The sequence below is a fragment of the Jeotgalibacillus salarius genome, assembly GCF_004405125.1.
GTDB classification, from domain to species: Bacteria; Bacillota; Bacilli; order Bacillales; family Jeotgalibacillaceae; genus Jeotgalibacillus; species Jeotgalibacillus salarius.
This window is the reverse complement of the sequence record NZ_SORX01000005.1, coordinates 132984-151365: the sequence shown is the minus strand read 5'-3', so window position 1 is coordinate 151365 and position 18382 is coordinate 132984. Positions and strand designations below refer to the sequence as shown.

13 protein-coding genes and 1 other annotated feature are annotated in these 18382 nt (G+C 41.5%); all 13 genes read right to left on the bottom strand.

The genetic code is table 11. From position 1 onward, the window contains the following. Positions 1-54: 54 nt before the first annotated feature. The 13 genes from E2626_RS10090 to tig all read right to left on the bottom strand — a co-directional run bounded on the left by E2626_RS10090 (position 55) and on the right by tig (position 18277). On the bottom strand, positions 55-1329 hold the full coding sequence (locus tag E2626_RS10090) for a bifunctional folylpolyglutamate synthase/dihydrofolate synthase (protein WP_134381629.1): 1275 nt from the start codon (positions 1327-1329) through the stop codon (positions 55-57). 53 nt (positions 1330-1382) lie between these two features. Then, the gene (locus E2626_RS10085; RefSeq protein WP_134381628.1) at positions 1383-4022 is read right to left on the bottom strand and encodes a valine--tRNA ligase; all 2640 of its coding nucleotides are present in this window, start codon (positions 4020-4022) and stop codon (positions 1383-1385) included. Between the two features lie 120 nt (positions 4023-4142). Beyond that, positions 4143-4365, bottom strand: a binding site (T-box leader). A 282-nt stretch (positions 4366-4647) separates the two neighbouring features. Then, the gene (locus E2626_RS10075) at positions 4648-5562 is read right to left on the bottom strand and encodes a hypothetical protein (RefSeq protein WP_134381626.1); all 915 of its coding nucleotides are present in this window, start codon (positions 5560-5562) and stop codon (positions 4648-4650) included. Between the two features lie 98 nt (positions 5563-5660). After that, a complete protein-coding gene (gene hemL / locus E2626_RS10070; RefSeq protein WP_134381625.1) occupies positions 5661-6956 on the bottom strand; it encodes a glutamate-1-semialdehyde 2,1-aminomutase in 1296 nt (431 codons plus the stop codon). A 15-nt stretch (positions 6957-6971) separates the two neighbouring features. Further along, on the bottom strand, positions 6972-7952 hold the full coding sequence (gene hemB / locus E2626_RS10065) for a porphobilinogen synthase (protein ID WP_134381624.1): 981 nt from the start codon (positions 7950-7952) through the stop codon (positions 6972-6974). Between the two features lie 50 nt (positions 7953-8002). Beyond that, positions 8003-8764 (bottom strand): uroporphyrinogen-III synthase, encoded by a 762-nt coding sequence (locus E2626_RS10060; protein WP_134381623.1) that lies wholly within the window; start codon positions 8762-8764, stop codon positions 8003-8005. A gap of 1 nt (position 8765) precedes the next feature. Then, positions 8766-9698 (bottom strand): hydroxymethylbilane synthase, encoded by a 933-nt coding sequence (gene hemC / locus E2626_RS10055; protein WP_134381622.1) that lies wholly within the window; start codon positions 9696-9698, stop codon positions 8766-8768. Positions 9699-9732: 34 nt separating this feature from the next. Then, positions 9733-10566 (bottom strand): cytochrome c biogenesis protein, encoded by an 834-nt coding sequence (locus E2626_RS10050; protein ID WP_134381621.1) that lies wholly within the window; start codon positions 10564-10566, stop codon positions 9733-9735. A 15-nt stretch (positions 10567-10581) separates the two neighbouring features. Then, the gene (gene hemA, locus E2626_RS10045; RefSeq protein WP_134381620.1) at positions 10582-11916 is read right to left on the bottom strand and encodes a glutamyl-tRNA reductase; all 1335 of its coding nucleotides are present in this window, start codon (positions 11914-11916) and stop codon (positions 10582-10584) included. Between the two features lie 519 nt (positions 11917-12435). Beyond that, positions 12436-13023, bottom strand: coding sequence for a ribosome biogenesis GTP-binding protein YihA/YsxC (gene yihA, locus E2626_RS10040; RefSeq protein WP_134381619.1), 588 nt, complete (start codon positions 13021-13023; stop codon positions 12436-12438). Further along, positions 13020-15344 carry an endopeptidase La gene (gene lon, locus E2626_RS10035; RefSeq protein WP_134381618.1) on the bottom strand — a complete coding sequence of 775 codons (2325 nt, stop codon included), beginning with the start codon at positions 15342-15344 and terminating at the stop codon, positions 13020-13022. Before lon ends, yihA begins: the two co-directional genes overlap by 4 nt. A 140-nt stretch (positions 15345-15484) precedes the next feature. Then, positions 15485-16756: an ATP-dependent protease ATP-binding subunit ClpX gene (gene clpX, locus E2626_RS10030; protein WP_134381617.1), complete on the bottom strand. Its 1272-nt coding sequence runs from the start codon at positions 16754-16756 to the stop codon at positions 15485-15487. A 231-nt stretch (positions 16757-16987) separates the two neighbouring features. Further along, a complete protein-coding gene (gene tig / locus E2626_RS10025; RefSeq protein ID WP_134381616.1) occupies positions 16988-18277 on the bottom strand; it encodes a trigger factor in 1290 nt (429 codons plus the stop codon). Positions 18278-18382 lie beyond the last annotated feature (105 nt).

The window sequence follows — 18382 nt, the reverse complement described above, 5'->3', positions numbered from 1 at the left end:
ATACCAAATTAAATGGGTATAGTCACATAAATTTAAATTAATGACAATATTCTTTCAATTGGAGTGAATTTTCTTTAATTCCCGGTAGATGCCTGACAGAAAGTATAAAGATCCTGTCACCATATATAAAATATCATTTGAACGCTTAATTTCAGTTATCCAATCTCTCTGATCAGCAGTTTTCTTATTATGATGACTGCTCAACTCATATAACTGATCTGATTTCGCTGCTCTCGGAAAATCAAATGAAGTAAAAGTGATTTTATCAGCATGATGATCAAGTACTCCGATCATTTGTGATAAGTCCTTATCCGAAACAGCCGCAAATATAAAATGAACTTTTTTATCACTGTATTTTTCTTGTATTGTCTTCATCATCATTTCAATTCCTTCAGGATTATGTGCACCATCCATGACGATCAGCGGATCCTGACTGATCAATTCAAAACGTCCCGGCCAATAGGTGTTTTGTAACCCTGTCTGAATTACCTGATCCGTCATTTCAGGTTTAATCAGCCTGGCTATTGTCACAGCAAGAGATGCGTTTTCTGCCTGATGCAGACCGCTCATTGCCGTTTTCAAATGCAGGGTGCCATTATATACAAATTTTTCTCCCTGCTCATTTGACTGTTCATGCGCAATGTGAAACTGTCTGCCCAATTCATAAACAGATGAACGCATTTTTTCAGCTTGTCTTATAATGACTCCTCTGGCTCCATTATGATTTACATTTAAGACAAGCGGGATATCGTCTTTGATAATGCCCGCTTTTTCAAAAGCAATCTCCTCATAAGAATTTCCGAGTATGCTGACATGGTCCAGACCGATTGAAGTGATGCATGTACAAACGGGCTGAACAATATTTGTTGAGTCAAACCTTCCACCCAACCCTACTTCAATGAGCGCAATATCTACTTTTTTCATTTCTCCAAAGTAATAAAACATCATGGCAGTAATGACTTCAAATTCAGTAGGTCCTCCTAGGTCGTGCTGTTCAAGCTCATCAGCCAGAGGTTTAATCTTATTTACTAATTTCGTCCACTCCTCTTCAGGAGCAGGATATCCATTTACAGAAATTCTTTCATTAAAAAACTCAAAGTAAGGTGAAGTAAATGTGCCCACTGAATAGCCGTCTTCCTGGAGGATCTGCCTCAGAAAGCTAAGTGTTGACCCTTTTCCATTTGTACCGCCTATATGTACTGCTTTTATTTTTAAATGAGGGTTCCCCAGCCGATTCATCATCCATTCCATACGTTCAAGGCCGGGTTTGATCCCTAATCTTAACCTTCCGTGAATCCAGTGGACTGCTTCTTCGTAATTTTGAATCATTTTATTCACTCCTAAAAAAGCGGACAGACAGTTATGTCTATCCGCTCATCAATTTATATCGTTCGCATTTCTTCAATTCTTGTCTTAACAGCAGCATGTTTTGACAGATAATCTTTTTGCTTTGCACGTTCTTCTTCTACAACTGACTCCGGTGCTTTACTTACAAAACGCTCATTGCCAAGCTTCTTCTCAACTCTCTCAACTTCTTTGGTCCACTTGTCCAATTCTTTTTCAAGGCGCTCAATTTCTTCGTCAATGTTGAGTAATCCTTCAAGAGGAAGGAATAGCTCTGCATTTGTCACAACAGCAGTCATAGCTTTCTCAGGTGCTTTTACATCTGTGCCAATGATCAGGTTTTCAGGGTTACAGAACTTTTCAATATAAGCACTGTTTTTATTCAAACGATCCGCTGTCTGATCATTTGATGCACGGATCATCAGGCTGACTTTCTTACTCATTGGTGTATTCACTTCTGCCCGGATATTACGTACTGAACGGATCACTTCGATCAGAAGCTTCATTTCCTCTTCCGCTTCACGATCGTTGAAAGATTCATCCACTGTCGGCCAGGCTGCTTCTGTAATAGATTTACCGTCATGCGGCAGGTTCTGCCAGATTTCTTCCGTAATAAATGGCATAAACGGGTGAAGCAGACGCATTGTCTGATCCAGCACATATGCAAGGATTGAACGGGTTGTCTTCTTCGCTTCTTCGTCTTCACCATTTAGCGGCAGTTTTGCCATTTCAATATACCAGCTGCAGAAGTCATCCCAAATGAAATTATACAGCGTACGGCCTACTTCTCCGAATTCATAGCGGTCCGCCAGGCTCGTTACATTTTCAATTGTGTCATTCAAACGTGTAAGAATCCACTTATCCGCAACAGATTTCTTACCTGTTAAGTCAATTTCCTCGACAGACAGTCCATCCATGTTCATCAAAGCAAATCTCGAAGCATTCCAGATTTTGTTCGCAAAGTTCCAGATTGACTCCACCTTTTCCATTGAAAAACGGAGATCCTGACCAGGAGATGAACCGGTTGTCAGCACATAACGCAGTGAATCAGCGCCATATTGTTCGATTACATCCATCGGGTCAATACCGTTACCAAGGGACTTCGACATCTTACGCCCATCTGCGTCACGTACCAGACCGTGGATTAACACGTCATTAAATGGACGCTCACCTGTGAATTCAACGCCCTGGAAAATCATACGTGATACCCAGAATGCGATAATATCATAGCCCGTCACGAGCGCTGCAGTCGGATAGTAGCGCTTGAAATCAGCTGCTTCTTTATCTGGCCAGCCCATCGTTGAAAATGGCCAGAGCGCTGAAGAAAACCAAGTATCCAGCACATCTTCATCCTGGTGCCAGTTTTCAAGATCTGACGGTGCTTCTTCACCTACATAAAGTTCACCAGTTTCATTATGATACCAGGCCGGAATGCGGTGACCCCACCAAAGCTGTCTTGAGATACACCAGTCTCTGATATTTTCCATCCATCTCATATACGTATTTTCAAATCGGTTCGGCACAAAGTTTACCTTACCTTCAGTTTCCTGAATGTCCATCGCCTGTTTCGCAAGTGGTTCCATCTTGACAAACCACTGCGTTGATAGATAAGGTTCAACGACCGCACCGCTTCTCTCAGAGTGTCCTACTGAATGCAGATGCTCTTCAATTTCAAACAATACGCCGTCTTCCTGAAGGTCTTTTACGATCTGCTTACGGCACTCAAAACGGTCCATGCCTTTATACTTCCCGGCATTGTCATTCATCGAGCCGTCTTCATTCATCACAAGTACTCGCTCAAGGTTATGACGGTTACCGATTTCAAAGTCATTAGGGTCGTGTGCAGGTGTAATCTTTACTGCACCTGAACCAAATTCCATGTCAACATAATCATCTGCTACAATCTCAATTTCACGGCCTACGATCGGAAGCTTAACTGTTTTGCCTATCAGATGCTTGTAGCGGTCATCTTCAGGATGCACAGCTACTGCAGTATCACCCAGCATTGTTTCAGGACGCGTAGTCGCAATCTCAATATGACCGCTGCCATCTGTAAGTGGATATCTCATATGATAAAACGCACCCTGCACATCTTTATGAATGACCTCAATATCTGAAAGGGCAGTCTTTGTCGCAGGATCCCAGTTAATAATATACTCACCGCGGTAGATCAGACCTTTATTATAAAGGTCAATAAATACCTTTTGAACGGCTTTTGATAAGCCTTCATCCAACGTGAACCTTTCACGGCTGTAGTCAAGGCCAAGACCAAGCTTCGACCACTGCTCACGAATATGTTCAGCGTACTCATCTTTCCATTTCCATGATTCCTCAAGAAATGCTTCGCGCCCTAATTCATAGCGTGATTTACCCTGTTCACGAAGCTTCTGGTCAACTTTAGCCTGTGTTGCAATTCCGGCATGATCCATTCCAGGCAGCCACAGAACATCATAGCCCTGCATCCGCTTCATGCGTGTCAGGATATCCTGGAGTGCTGTATCCCATGCATGTCCCAGGTGCAGTTTACCTGTTACGTTAGGTGGTGGAATGACGATCGTATACGGGTCTTTACTTTCATCACTTTTCGCTTCAAATACTTTTTCTTTCAGCCACCATTCGTAACGGCCTTCTTCTATTGCCTTTGGATCGTACTTCGTAGGCATTGATGTTTCACTCATAATATTCCCTCCATCGCTGTATTTAGTACTTTCTAATAGCCTGTCCCATGCTCGTCCTGTTGGAATCAATAAACGATAATGCACGCTGTAAAGAAGAAAACAAAAAAATCCCTCTCGCCGTAAAAGGACGAAGGGATTTGATTCGCGGTACCACCTTTTTACACAGACTGCTGCCTGTGCACTTAATTTAGATAACGGCTTCTAACCGGCACGGGCTACTTTTCATTCACCAGTACTGCTCACAGGCGACTTCGGCAGGGTCAATTCTGGAAATTCTCTCACCACATGAATTTCTTCTCTGAAGAACGACAGGCTGCTTACTACTCCTGATCAATGCATCTTATATATGATCTATCATAATCAAAATCCAGTTGTTTCGTCAATAAAAATCGCAAAAAATCTTACTGTGCATAAGATATTGCATACCATGATTTTTTAATAGGGGGTAACCCATGGGAAAGAGATTATTTCCAAAACCCAAACCGCCGTGGTGGAGAAAATGCCGCTGCTATATGCAAACCATCATCTTACCACTCTGCATCTTCCAAACGATCCGTCTGCTGCTCATTCCTTCAACGCTAGACGTTCTGATACTCGGTTTTTTAGTAGGGGTTGCCTGCGTCCTTTATTTTGAATGGGTTTGACGATCCGGAATTCGAATCAGCTCTCCTCTGTCAAATGGACGCCTGGATTCAAATTGGTTCACTTTCATCAGCTGAAGCATCGGTACACCATAACGCTCAGCTACAGTTTCAGGTGTTTCATCCTGCTGAGCGATATGTATTTTAATGACTGTACGCTCTTCATCAAGCGACTTAATAAAACGTGTAAAAGTATCTTCCTCATTGTTTTTTTCGGATGATCCTTCTTCACCGTCAGCTCTTGGTTCGACGTTATCGTCCCCGTCGTTCTGCTGGTCCTCGTCTGACTCAGGCTCCACAGTTTCGTCTTCAGGCGTTCGATCTGGCTCCTCAATTACATTTTCCTCACTTACTGCTTCTTCCTCATTATATACACTTTGCTCTTCATCTTTTTGTGGCTCTTCTTCAACCATTAACCCTGTCCATTCTTCAAGAGGGTTAGGGAGCACCCTGGAATCTTCATACACCTCTTCAATTTCTGGTTCAGGTTCTGGTTCAGGTTCAGAAATTCCTTCAATCATAATGTCGGCAGTCACTTGCAAAATTCCGTTTTCAGGAATCTCATAATCAACGTGATCAATATAGACTTCTACATCCTGCTTTCTCGGAACTCTACCTGAAGCAATTGAAATTGACAGTGGAAAATGATGCTCGAAATATAAAATATCTTCCTTGATTGTTGCAGCCTGAACCTCTGCATATTTTGAATCCCGAGGTTCATCAGAAGGTTCAAAATCACCTTCTCCAGCAAGCAGAAGTGTACCTTCAACAACTACCTGATCAGAATGCTCTGTAATTGATACGCTTGGCTCAAATGACAGAGAGCGTAATTCACTTAAAGCATTTTCACCTTTGAAAGTAATATGTTCCTGTAATTTATATATTGTGTTTTTAGCCATCGCTGCCTCCTTCAAATAGGTTCTCTTACAGCCTATGAAAAAATTGGCGCGCGTATGAATAAAAAACCAGCCCGATCATGATACCGGGCTGGCAGGATTTATCTTTTAGATGCAATTTCTTTAAATGACGCTTCCACAGCTTTAAGCGTGCGTTCAATGTCTTCGTCAGAATGCACCGTTGACAGGAACCAGCCTTCGAATTGTGAAGGTGGTAAAAAGACGCCATTTTCGGCCATCAGCCTGTAAAATTCACCGAACAGCTCTAAGTCTGACGTTTTAGCCTTATCAAAGTCTGTCACTTTTTCATTTGTAAAGAAAAAGCCCAGCATTGAACCGGCACGGTTAACTGAATGCGGAATATTGTATCTTTCAGCAAGTTCAGTAAAGCCTGCTTCAAGTTGATCACCAGCTTTAATGAAATGCTTGTAGCTGTCTTCTGTAAGCTGTGAGAGAGTCGCATATCCTGCAGCCATTGCAAGCGGGTTACCCGAAAGTGTTCCAGCCTGATAAATTGGACCTGCAGGTGCAATGTGCTCCATGATATCTTTACGTCCGCCAAATGCACCGACTGGCAGACCTCCACCAATTACTTTTCCAAGGCATGTAAGATCCGGCGTTACGCCCAGATGACCTTGTGCACAATTGTAACCAACACGGAAACCGGTCATGACTTCATCAAAAATGAGCAGTGAACCGTGTTCTTCCGTTAAGCTTTTTAACTCTTCAAGAAAACCTTCAACTGGTGGCACAACACCCATATTTCCAGCTACGGGTTCTACAATGACACCAGCAATTTCACTCCCGTACTCTTTAAATACATATTGAATCGATTCAAAATCATTAAACGGAACTGTTATTGTATTCTGAGCGACACTTGCAGGTACGCCGGGTGAATCAGGAAGGCCCAATGTTGCAACGCCTGAACCCGCTTTGATCAAAAGGCTGTCTCCGTGTCCATGATAGCAGCCTTCAAACTTAACGATTTTGTCTCTTCCCGTGAATCCGCGTGCAAGACGCAGCGCACTCATTGTCGCTTCTGTTCCTGAAGACACCATTCTTACTTTTTCAATAGACGGCACCCGCTCGATCACAAGCTCAGCTAATTTGTTCTCAGCAAGGCTTGGCGCTCCAAAGCTTGTTCCGCTTTCAGCTGTTTTCTTAATTTCATCAATTACATGATCATCAGCGTGACCAAGAATTAAAGGTCCCCATGACAGTACGTAGTCAATATACTCATTACCATCAATGTCATAGATTTTTGACCCTTTACCTTTTTCCATAAAAATTGGATCCATGTTCACGGATTTAAATGCGCGAACCGGGCTGTTAACGCCTCCTGGCATTAGTTCCGAGGCTATTTTGAATGCTTCTTGAGACTTTTCATATGAACGCATGTTACCGCTCCCTTCTTATTGCTCTTTAATCCACCGTGCTGCTTCTTTTGCGTGGTAAGTGATGATTAAGTCTGCACCTGCACGCTTCATGCTTGTCAGTTTTTCAAGAATAACTTCCTGTTCATTAATCCAGCCATTCGCTGCAGCTGCCTTAATCATCGAATATTCTCCGCTTACGTTATAAGCAACAATCGGTAAAGCATGACGGTCCTTCACTTCTCTCATGATATCCAGGTAAGAAAGCGCAGGTTTTACAATTAAAAAGTCTGCACCTTCATTCACATCAGAGTCTGCTTCTCTGAGTGCTTCAAGACGGTTAGCCGGATCCATCTGATACGTTTTACGATCACCAAACTGAGGTGAGCTGTGTGCTGCGTCTCTGAACGGGCCGTAAAAGCTTGAAGAGTATTTAACAGCATAACTCATAATTGGCACATCATGAAAGCCCGCTTCATCTAATCCGTAGCGGATTGCTGTTACAAAACCATCCATCATATTTGATGGCGCAATGATATCTGCTCCAGCTTTTGCCTGGCTGACAGCTGTTTTAGCAAGTAAGTCAAGAGTCGGGTCATTTAGAACCTTGCCATTTTCAACGATGCCGCAGTGTCCGTGGTCTGTATATTGGCATAAACATGTATCTGCGATGACAACCATCTCTGGTGCTTCTTTTTTAATCAGTCTGGTCGCCTGCTGAACAATCCCTTCTTCAGCATACGCCTGACTTCCGTGAGAATCTTTATCTTTAGGAACACCGAACAGTATAATAGATTTTATTCCAAGTTCTATACATTCATTAATTTCATTCATCACGCCATCAAGTGATACGTGGAATACTCCTGGCATAGAAGGTACTTCACGATGAATATTTTCACCTTCGACAACAAAAAGCGGGTAAATAAAATCTTCAGTTCTAAGCCATGTTTCCCGGACCATTGCGCGTAAGGCATCAGAACCTCTCAATCTGCGGTGCCGATCAAATTCCAGTTCTTTCATCAATAAACCCTCCTGCTTCTATTTAACGCTTCAATGTTTCATTTATTTGCTTATCTCAGGGACGCCACAATTTCAAGCATCATCGCTTCAATTGTATATTCTGAAGGTTGGATATGTACAGGCAGACCTTTTTCCTGCAAAGCATGGGTCGTTGTAGGGCCTATGCTCGCAATCTGATAGCTGCCTATTTTTATCTGATCAATAAATTCATGATCATCACAGACTGCCTCATAAAAATTTTCAACAGCAGATGGTGAGAAAAACGTAATTGTATCTGACTGCTTCAAACTGAATATCATTTCTGAGGTCATTTCAGGAATAACATTCTGATAGACAGTCCATTCAAAACAATGATTTCCTCGTGCAGTTAAAAACTTTGCAATTTCACCACGGGACAAATTCCCCTGAGGAAAAAGCACAGGACCATCTATATTTTCTTTAAAATCTTCAGCGAAACTTGCGGCCGAAAAGAAAGGTGGAATATAATCGACTTTCACACCTGCTTTGCTTAAAGCTTCAGCTGTTTTTTTGCCAACCGCACCTATCTTTTTATTGACCGTTAAATGTTCTCTCCGGGCATCCTGTATAAGTTCATAGAAATACTGAACGCCGTTCTTACTCGTGAAAATGATCCACTCGCATTCTTTAAGTTGATTAACTTTACACGCATCAAGTTCAATACCGGAGGGTTCAATCTGAATCATCGGAGATACAATTGGTATCCCACCCATTTTTTCAACAAGTATTCTGCCGGTTTCGGATGAAAACTCATCTCTCGTTAAGGCGATCTTTCTGCCGTTAAGGGCAGTCATTTCACTGACCTTCCTGTTCTTCTTTTACCTGGTCAATTAACGTTTTTGCACCTTGCTCTGTCAGAATTCCTGCTGCTTCAAGTCCAACTTCAACAGGGTCATTTCCATTCACTACTTCTTTATAAACAGTTTTGCCATCCGGCGAAGCGACTAACACCGTTAATGACACACCATCTTCAATCTGAGTTGCATAACCTGCGATCGGAACCTGGCATCCGCCCTCCATCTTGTGAAGGAAAGTACGTTCAGCAGTAACCGTTAACGTTGTTTCCTGATCGCTGAAGCGACCTAACAGTTCTCTCAGCTCAGTATCATTATCTCTGCACTCAATCGCTAAGGCTCCCTGTCCGATTGCAGGAAGACAATCCTCTGGTGAAAGGAATTCAGATACAACGTCTTTAGACCATCCCATTCTTGAAAGACCAGCTGCTGCAAGAATAATAGCATCGAAATTTTCAGTCTCAAGTTTCTTCAGACGCGTATCAATGTTTCCTCTGATCCATTCAACTTTAAGATCAGGGCGTGCAGCAAGTACCTGGGCACCACGACGCAGACTGCTAGTACCGACAATTGCACCTGCCGGCAGCTCAGCCAGCGTTTGTTTGTTTTTTGAAATAAGCGCATCTCTTGGATCCTCACGCTCCGGAATACTTCCTATGATCAGTCCCTCAGGTAACTCAGCCGGCATATCTTTCATACTGTGAACAGCCATGTCAATGTCACCGTCGATCATCGCCTGCTCAATTTCTTTTACGAACAGCCCTTTTCCACCAACTTTAGAAAGTTTCACGTTTTGAATCTGGTCACCTTTTGTGACAATTTCTTTTATCTCAAATTCAGTACCCGGATCAAGTTCTTTTAATTTTTCAATGACCCATTTAGTCTGCGTAATTGCCAGTTTACTTCTGCGTGATCCTACAATAATTTTTCTCATGGTTAAAATGCCTCCAGTAATAATTAATTCAAGCTCAGACTGACCAAAAATGAAATGATGACAACCTGCTACCCAGCAGGAAATTGATTAGCAGACAGCCAAAAGCTACAGTGTTGAACAAAGCGAGTGATTTTCCGGACTGCCCTTTTCCAAACCTTCTGTATAAAAACACACCATATATCGCTAACAGTAAAAATGATCCTGAGATTTTAATGTCATACCATAGGACGGTAGGTAATGAAACGACAGCCCACTGTACGCCTAAAATCAAACTTAAAAGGAGCATCGGGAAACCTATACTATTTAAAATCACTGAACCTTTTTCCAGCTTAGCAAGGTCTGTGATACGCTGAATTTTTTGTCCCCACTTTTTTTGCTTCAATAATCTGTACTGAAGCAAATAAAGAATTGAGAAGACAACCGATATGGAAAATGCCGCATATGACACAATCGCCATTGTAATATGGACAAGCAGCAGTTCAGACATCAGTCTCTCGGCTGCTGCTTCAGTACTGGCCTGTACCGGGGCGAATGTATGTATGGCCATAAATGTAAAGCCGATTACGTTGACAAAAAAAACGGTAAAGTCCACTCTCATTAAACGGTTTAAAGCTAATGATAGTGTTACTAGCACCCAGGCATAAAAATAGATTCCTTCAAACAAGGTCAGAACTGGAAATCTTCCCGTTCTGAACATATACAGAAATAAAAAAATTGTTTGAAGAACCCAAACAATTGATAAAAGCCAGAAGGCAACGCGATTCGCCTTCTGGTCTTTTTGTAAATAATCCATAAAATATAAGAGCACGCTGATTGCATAGAGGATAATCATTACTTCATGCAGCCGTGTCATTGACAGTTCAAACATGTTTCATCCTCCAAATTAACTTTGCAGTGAAAGCTGTGGCTGTAGAGTTTCTGATTTTGCAGTTTCAACTTCATGATGTTCTGCTTCCTGTTTCAAGTTGAAGATCTGCTTGAACAGCTCAAGTTTTTCATCTCCATCTGGCAGTGCTGCCAGCTCTTTCGCCTGCAAAATCGGATCTTTTAATAACTGATTAATGATGCTCTTTGTATGCTTGTTCAACACTTTCCGTTCACGATCTGTAAGACTTGGCATTTTACGTTCAATGCTTTCCATTGTATCAGCCTGAATAGCCAGCGCTTTTTCACGGAGTTCTGAAATAACTGGAACGACTCCCAGCATATTAAGCCATTCTTTAAAAGCAACAATGGACTCTTCTACCATCAGACCGATTTCTTCAGCAGCCTGTTTGCGTTCTTCAAGGTTCGCCTGGACGATCCCTTCTAAATCATCAATATCATATAAAAATACATTATCAAGTTCGTTAATTGCAGGATCAAGATCTCTTGGCACTGCAATATCCACCATGAAAAATGGACGGCCTTTTCGCATTCTTTCAACATCCGTCATCATTTCTTTACTGATCAGCGCTTCCTGGGCTCCAGTTGAAGTGATCAGAATATCTGCTTCGATTAAGGCGCATTGAAGTTCTCTTAAGTGTTTTGCGTTACCTGAAAACTTGTCTGCCAGCGCAGAAGCTTTTTCAAATGTGCGATTAATGACAGTCACTTTCGTTGCACCACTGCCCTGAAGATTCTGGATTGCCAGTTCACCCATTTTTCCGGCACCAAGAATCAAAACATGTTTTTTATTTAAGTCTCCAAAAATCTTTTTAGCTAGTTCTACTGCAGCATAGGATACTGATACTGCATTAGATGCAATGTCAGTTTCAGAATGTGCTTTTTTCGCCAGTGTAACAGCCTGCTTAAAAAGCTCATTAAAAACGGTACCGGTCGTACCATTTTCCTGACCTGTAAAGAAGCTTTTACGAACCTGTCCAAGGATTTGTGTTTCGCCTACAATCATTGAGTCGAGACCGCAGCTGACTTTAAACAAGTGTTCCATCGCACCGTCTTTTTCATAAATAAATAGATATGGACTGAATTCCTCTTTATCAAGATTAAACCAGTCAGCCAAAAATTGTTTTATATAATAACGACCTGTGTGAAGCTGATCTACTACTGCGTAAATCTCAGTACGGTTACATGTCGAAACGATGACGTTCTCCAGAATACTCTTACGGGACTGGAGCTCCGTCATAGCTTTACTTAGATCCGCTTCCTGGAAAGAAAGACGCTCTCTCATCTCTACAGGGGCCGTTTTGTAATTCAAACCTACCACTATAATGTGCATGTGCTGAATGACACCCCCACGAATTAATCATTACTACTATTATAACATGTTATGTAACATGTCCTATTGGTAAATGTGAACAAGCCTTGAAACTGACTACACAGTTACTGATTACTACCAGTTCGCACAACTGTATATCGTTTTCATCTGAACTAAGGTTACCAAACCACCCGGGCGTTTTCAACACTTCCGCTCAATATCAGAATCTTCTATGAAAACGTTTTAATAATATAATGATTCACTACTTTAGTCATTTATAAACCTGATAATTAATTCGTGCTATAACTTTGGCGATCGATCTCCGCTTCAGGCGGACGCTTTCCGAGCGGTGGTCGCTAAGCCTCCTCGGCTTCGCCTGTGGGGTCTTAGCTGTCCCACTTATCGCTCTGGAGTCGCCGCCTTCCACTACGATCGTCGCTGTGCATAATAAATATTTAGTAGAACTCGGAAGTAATTTAAACAAATAAAAAGAGAAACGCACTGAGTGAATCAGAGAGTTTCTCTTTTATAACTAATCTATTACTCTTTCATTTTTTTCTGAATAAAGTTCCACGCGTTGTCTTTGCCGAGGCCAGTTTCTGATGAGAACATGATGAGCTCATCGCCTTCTTCGATACCAAGTTCTTTGCGCGTTACGCTTAGATGCTTTTGCCATTTACCTTTTGGAATTTTATCAGCTTTTGTGGCAACGATTAAACATGGGATATCGAAATGCTTCAGGAAATCATACATCATGATGTCATCCCTGGTTGGCGGATGACGCAAATCGACGATCATGATGACGGCTTTTAAAGGCGCTCTGTCTGTCATGTATGTTTCGATCATTTTTCCCCATGCCGCACGTTCTGTTTTTGATACTTTTGCATAACCATAACCTGGTACGTCTACAAAGTAGAGCAGTTCGTTCAGAAGGTAAAAATTCAGCGTCTGTGTTTTGCCGGGCTTTGAAGAGATACGGGCTAACGCTTTACGGTTTATCATCTTATTAATAAAGGAGGACTTACCGACATTTGATCTGCCCGCTAGTGCAAATTCGGGCAGACCTCCTTCTGGATATTGTTCGGGCTTAACAGCACTTATTACAATTTCTGATTGGGTAATTTTCATTCTTTTCCACCTGCCAGTGCAATTTTAAGCACTTCATCTACGTGTGATACCGGTATAAATGTCAGTTCAGCACGAACACTTTCCGGAATGTCATCAATATCGCGCTCATTATCTTTTGGAATAATAATTGTCGTAAGGCCAGCTCGGTGTGCACTTAACGACTTTTCTTTAAGACCACCGATCGGCAACACTCTTCCTCTAAGTGTTACTTCACCAGTCATGCCTATTTCTTTTTTTATTGGTCGATCTGTCAGTGCAGATACAAGTGCCGTAACGATTGTAATTCCTGCTGATGGACCATCTTTAGGTACTGCACCTTCAGGCACGTGGATATGAATATCTTGTTTTTCATGAAAATTTTCATCCAGGTTTAGCTGCTCAGCTCTGGATCTCACAAATGATAAAGCAGTTTGTGCAGACTCTTTCATGACATCTCCCAGCTTACCCGTTAACACGAGTTTGCCTTTACCCGGAGAAAGTGACACTTCAATTTGCAACGTATCTCCGCCTACAGTGGTATAAGCGAGACCTGTTGCTACACCAATTTGATCCTCTGCTTCAGCCTGACCATATCGGAACTTTTTCTTACCAAGAAAGTCTGACAGGCTTTTTGACGTAACGACAACTTTTTTCTTCTCTTCGCCGACGATCATTTTAGCAGCTTTTCTGCAAACCGTTGCCAGCTGACGTTCCAGGCTTCTCACACCGGCTTCACGGGTATGATAGCGTACAATATCTTTAATTGCTTCATCTCTTACCTGAATTTGCGATTTTGTTAATCCATTTTCTTTAATCTGCTTTGTAAGCAAGTGGTTTTTCGCAATATTGATCTTTTCAATCTCTGTATAACCTGCAATCGTAATGATCTCCATCCGGTCGCGGAGTGGTCCGGGGATGGTAGATAAATTATTGGCCGTCGCAATAAACATTACTTTAGAAAGATCATAAGGTTCTTCAATAAAATGATCACTGAATGAGTTGTTCTGTTCAGGATCTAATACTTCAAGCATTGCAGAAGAAGGATCTCCTCTGAAGTCATTAGACATTTTATCAATTTCATCTAGGAGGAAAACAGGGTTTACAGTACCTGCCTTTTTCATCCCCTGAATAATCCGTCCAGGCATCGCACCTACATAAGTTCTTCTGTGCCCCCTGATTTCCGATTCATCTCTTACACCACCAAGTGATGCACGGACAAATTTACGCCCTACAGACTCAGCAATAGATCGGGCAAGGCTTGTTTTACCTACACCGGGAGGTCCTGCCAAACAAAGGATTGGTCCCTTCAATGATTTCGTCAGCTGTTGAACTGCCAGATATTCCAGCACGCGTTCTTTGACTTTTTCGAGGCCGTAGTGATCGCGGTCCAGAATCTTTTCAGCTTTCTTAATGTTTAAATCATCTTTAGTCGACTGAGACCAGGGAACGGTGATGAGCCATTCAATATAATTGCGAATGACAGAGCTCTCAGCTGATGTTGCAGGTACTTTTTCATAGCGATCCAGCTCTTTTCGTGCTATTTTTTCGATAGAATCCGGCATTTCTGCCTGTCTTATTCTTTTCGCAAGATCAGAAATCTCTCCTGTTTTTCCATCTTTATCTCCAAGTTCTTTTTGAATCGCCTTCATTTGTTCACGAAGATAATATTCTTTTTGCGTTCTTTCCATTGATTTCTTTACACGTTGACCAATCTTCTTTTCGAGACTTAAAACTTCTTTTTCATTATTAATTGTTTCAATCAGCCTTGTGATCCTTTTCTTTATATCAGTCGTATTAAGAATCTCCTGCTTCATTTTAAGTTTTAGCGGTAAGTGGGAAGCAACGATATCTGCGAGTCGACCTGGTTCTTCAATGTCAATAACAGTATTAAGCGTTTCCTTGGAAACCTTTTTAGACAAAGCAATGTATTGTTCAAAGTAATCCGTCAGCGTTCGCATCAAAGCTTCAAATTCAGGCGTCTTATCAGGATCGTCAGGAAGGGATTCAACAGTAACAGTATAAAACGGATCATTGTCTTCAAAAGAAGTTACTTTTGCCCGTTCTATGCCTTCAACTAACACCCGAATTGTACCATTCGGTAATTTCAGCATCTGTTTTACTTTTGTCAGTGTACCCATTTCAGCCAGGTCGTCCTCTTCCGGCTGATCAATGGCCATATCTTTTTGTGTAGACAGGAAAATCATGTGATCATCCATCATTGCTTTTTCCAGTGCCTGTATAGATCTTTCTCTTCCAACATCAATGTGCAGCACCATCGTTGGATATACTAATAAACCGCGCAACGGCAGTAATGGCAATGTTTGTGTTTTATGTTCAGCCATATGTAACACCTCCAGGTAATATCAATAAACTTCAGTTATTTGGTTCTTAACAATACTGTACCCTTTCACTGTGCAAAACATCCAATAAAAAGATGAAAAAAAGCTGGCTCTATATGATGAGCCAGCTTTTGTCTTAGACTTTAAGCAGATGTTTTTTCTTCATCATCAAGATTAATTTCAGATCCATCTTCTCGTTGAAGAATTGGACGTTCAGTCTGTGCGACCGCTCCAGGTGTAATAATACACTTCTTAATTTCTTCTCTGGAAGGAAGGTCAAACATAACGTCCAACATTAGATTTTCAATAATCGAACGAAGTCCACGGGCACCCGTTTTACGTTCAATCGCTTTTTTAGAGATTTCACGTAAAGCTTCATCTTCAAACTCAAGTTCAACATCATCGAGCTCCAGCATTTTCTGATATTGTTTTACTAATGCGTTTTTCGGCTGAGTCAGAATTGAAATTAAGGCTTCTTCATCAAGCGTTTCAAGCGTTGCTGTAACAGGAAGACGGCCGATAAATTCAGGAATTAATCCGAATTTCAGAAGATCTTCAGGAACAAGCTTGGAAAGCAGTTCACGTTCAGTCAGGTCACCTTTTGATTCTCCTGATCCAAATCCGATTACCTTTTGGCCAAGACGGCGCTTGATAATTTGATCGACACCGTCAAACGCACCTCCAACAATGAATAAAATGTTGGTTGTGTCAATTTGAATGAATTCCTGGTGCGGATGTTTTCTTCCACCCTGAGGAGGTACGCTCGCGGTTGTACCTTCAAGAATCTTAAGAAGTGCCTGCTGTACGCCTTCACCTGATACGTCACGAGTAATTGACGGATTTTCAGACTTACGCGCAACTTTGTCAATTTCATCAATATAGATGATTCCTTTTTCTGCACGCTCAACATCATAGTCTGCAGCCTGAATCAGTTTGAGCAGAATGTTCTCTACATCTTCACCTACGTAACCTGCTTCAGTGAGAGAAGTAGCATCCGCAATCGCAAATGGCACATTCAGAATTCTTGCCAGTGTTTGAGCTAATAGCGTTTTACCTGAACCAGTTGGCCCGATCAGACAAATATTACTTTTAGAAAGTTCTACATCATCCACTTTACTATTGGATTTAATTCGTTTGTAATGGTTATAAACGGCTACTGAAAGAGACTTCTTCGCACGTTCCTGGCCGATTACATAATCCCCTAATATAGAGAGAATTTCTTTCGGTTTTGGTACATCTTTAAATTCTACTTCTTCTTCTGTACCTAATTCTTCTTCTACGATTTCAGTACATAGTTCAATGCACTCATCACAAATGTATACACCCGGCCCCGCAACAAGCTTCCTTACCTGCTCCTGGGTTTTGCCGCAGAAAGAACATTTCAGCTGTCCTTTTTCGTCATTAAATTTAAACATTACGTTCACCCCTTTATCATTCTCGCTCTGATTTAGAGCAACAGTTAACTCTGTAGAAAAAATTGTACCATACTGAACCATTAGACGGAACTAACTCGATTTTTACGATATGCTTCGCTAATAAACAATTATGTATGTATCATTCAAGCCGCGATCAAAAATCATTTCTTCACTCATATGTTATAAAACAAGGCACGATTTTATCGCGCCTTGCTTCACTCTTACTTATTATTATGCAACAGTCTTGCTGTTATCTACAAGAAAATCAATTGCTTTTTGAACACGCAGATCATTTTCAAGAATTTCAGTTGATCCACCAAGTGCAGCTTTGATTTGATCTACAGACATATTGAATTGCTCAGTCATGCTGCTAAGCTCAGATTCAATATCTTCTGCAGTTACAGTAATGTTTTCAGCATTCGCAATTGCTTCAAGTACAAGGTTTGTGCGCACTCGCTTCGCAGCATCTTCCTGCATTTGTCCACGTAATGCTTCCTCATCCTGACCGCTGAACTGGAAGTAAAGATCCAGGTTCATTCCCTGTCCACTAAGGCGCTGTTCGAATTCCTGCATCATGCGGTCAACTTCAGTGTTAACCATTGATTCCGGAATGTCAATTTCAGCGTTTTCAGAAGCTTTTTCGACTACTGAGTCACGAAGAGCCATGTCAGCAGCATTTTGTTTTTCTTCTACAAGGCGATTCTTCGTTTTTTCTTTAAGTTCAGCAAGCGTTTCTACTTCTTCGTCTGCATCTTTAGCAAATTCATCATCAAGCTCAGGAAGTTCCTTCGCTTTAATTTCATGAAGTTTCACTTTAAATGTTGCCGGCTTTCCAGCAAGTTCTTCTGCATGGTATTCCTCAGGGAAAGAAACTTCTACGTCTTTTTCTTCTCCAGTAGAAAGACCGATTAACTGTTCTTCAAATCCTGGAATAAATGATCCGGATCCAATTTCAAGTGAATAGTTTTCAGCTTGACCGCCTTCGAATGCTTCTCCGTCTACGAAGCCTTCAAAGTCGATTACAACTGTGTTTCCATCTTCAACTTTTGCATCTTCTTTCACGACAAGCTCAGCCTGGCGCTCCTGAAGTTGAACAAGCTCTGCATCAACATCTTCATCAGTTACTTCAGCATCAAGCTTTTCCACTTCAAGTCCTTTGTATTCGCCAAGTTTAACTTCTGGCTTAACAGTCACTTTAGCTGTGAAAATTAACTCTTTACCTTTTTCCATTTGCTCTACGTCGATTTCAGGACGATCAACCGGTATGATACCTGCTTCGTCTACTGCATTCGCATAAGCTTCAGGAAGGATTTCATCTAAAGCATCCTGATACAGTGATTCCACTCCGAAACGTTTTTCAAACATTTGGCGAGGCATTTTCCCTTTACGGAATCCAGGTACGTTAATTTGTTTAACTACCTTTTTGAATGCACTATCCAATCCCTGATTAACTGTTTCAGCGTCTACTTCAATCGTCAATACGCCTTCGTTTCCTTCTTGCTTTTCCCATTTTGCTGACATAAATAATTCCCTCCAAGACATCTATTAAGTTAATGGTTTCATGTTGACCATGAAATCAATGATTCTTTCATTTATCGATTAAGAATCCCATTATACAACCATTTT

Excerpts from the sequence above, each read along its gene's own strand:
- E2626_RS10085 (WP_134381628.1), bottom strand. The coding sequence starts at position 4,022 with ATGAGTGAAACATCAATGCCTACGAAGTACGATCCAAAGGCAATAGAA.
- lon (WP_134381618.1), bottom strand. The coding sequence starts at position 15,344 with ATGGCTGAACATAAAACACAAACATTGCCATTACTGCCGTTGCGCGGT.
- hemL (WP_134381625.1), bottom strand. The coding sequence starts at position 6,956 with ATGCGTTCATATGAAAAGTCTCAAGAAGCATTCAAAATAGCCTCGGAA.
- yihA (WP_134381619.1), bottom strand. The coding sequence starts at position 13,023 with ATGAAAATTACCCAATCAGAAATTGTAATAAGTGCTGTTAAGCCCGAA.
- hemC (WP_134381622.1), bottom strand. The coding sequence starts at position 9,698 with ATGAGAAAAATTATTGTAGGATCACGCAGAAGTAAACTGGCAATTACG.
- hemA (WP_134381620.1), bottom strand. The coding sequence starts at position 11,916 with ATGCACATTATAGTGGTAGGTTTGAATTACAAAACGGCCCCTGTAGAG.
- E2626_RS10090 (WP_134381629.1), bottom strand. The coding sequence starts at position 1,329 with ATGATTCAAAATTACGAAGAAGCAGTCCACTGGATTCACGGAAGGTTA.
- tig (WP_134381616.1), bottom strand. The coding sequence starts at position 18,277 with ATGTCAGCAAAATGGGAAAAGCAAGAAGGAAACGAAGGCGTATTGACG.
- E2626_RS10060 (WP_134381623.1), bottom strand. The coding sequence starts at position 8,764 with ATGACTGCCCTTAACGGCAGAAAGATCGCCTTAACGAGAGATGAGTTT.
- E2626_RS10075 (WP_134381626.1), bottom strand. The coding sequence starts at position 5,562 with ATGGCTAAAAACACAATATATAAATTACAGGAACATATTACTTTCAAA.
- clpX (WP_134381617.1), bottom strand. The coding sequence starts at position 16,756 with ATGTTTAAATTTAATGACGAAAAAGGACAGCTGAAATGTTCTTTCTGC.
- hemB (WP_134381624.1), bottom strand. The coding sequence starts at position 7,952 with ATGAAAGAACTGGAATTTGATCGGCACCGCAGATTGAGAGGTTCTGAT.
- E2626_RS10050 (WP_134381621.1), bottom strand. The coding sequence starts at position 10,566 with ATGTTTGAACTGTCAATGACACGGCTGCATGAAGTAATGATTATCCTC.